Raw genomic sequence first — 657 nt, 5'->3', positions numbered from 1 at the left:
GGCGAGGTCGGCGTAGGTGCCGACGCGCAGGCTCACGCCCTGCGCTTGCAGCGCGGCGGCCTTTTGCTCGTCGCGCACCAGGGCGGCGAGTTGAGAGGCGGGTATTTTTTGCAGCAGGGTGTGCAACACGGCCGTGCCCAGGTGGCCAGTGGCTCCGGTTACTAAAATCATGATGGGGAAATTTCGCGTGAGATGTCGTTCAGCAACCTCCGGCGGTGCGCGGCGGCTCAGGTGAGGCCGGCCGTGAACCAGGTGAAGCAGCGACTGCAAAATTCCCCGCCGGAGCCCGCCGCCGAAATAGCCGGATGGCGGTAAGCCGTGGCTAAAAGGCGGCAAACACTGCTTAGCCAGCCTGCCGGTAGGCCGTGGGCGACAGGCCGGTGCTGTTTTTGAAAAACCGGCTGAAGGCAAACTGGTCGGCAAAATGCAGGCTGGCGGCCACCTGCTGCACGGGCAGGCCGGGGGTTTGCAGCAGGGCTTTGGCTTCGAGCACCACGGCCTCGGCTATCCACTCGCTGGCGGTGCGGCCGGTCACGTCCTTCACCAGCTCGGTGAGGTACTTGGGCGTGATGCACAGCGCCGCCGCGTAGAACGTGACGCTACGGGCGGTGGCACTGTGCGCGTGCACCAGCTCCCGGAAAGCCGCGGCCAGCTGCT

At 65.9% G+C, this 657-nt stretch carries 2 protein-coding genes; both read right to left on the bottom strand.

All coding sequences use genetic code 11. The annotated features are described in order from the left end of the window. Positions 1–171, bottom strand: a 171-nt coding sequence (locus ACYVDE_RS25300) for an NmrA family NAD(P)-binding protein (RefSeq protein ID WP_460504273.1), incomplete at its 3' end; no start/stop codon positions are given. Positions 172–343: 172 nt separating this feature from the next. Further along, the coding region (locus tag ACYVDE_RS25295; protein ID WP_460504272.1) for a helix-turn-helix domain-containing protein at positions 344–657 on the bottom strand (314 nt) is incomplete at its 5' end.

The sequence above is a fragment of the Hymenobacter agri genome (genome assembly GCF_054778495.1).
The sequence above is the reverse complement of the archived record's forward strand: the minus strand, read 5'-3'. Positions and strand labels throughout refer to the sequence as shown.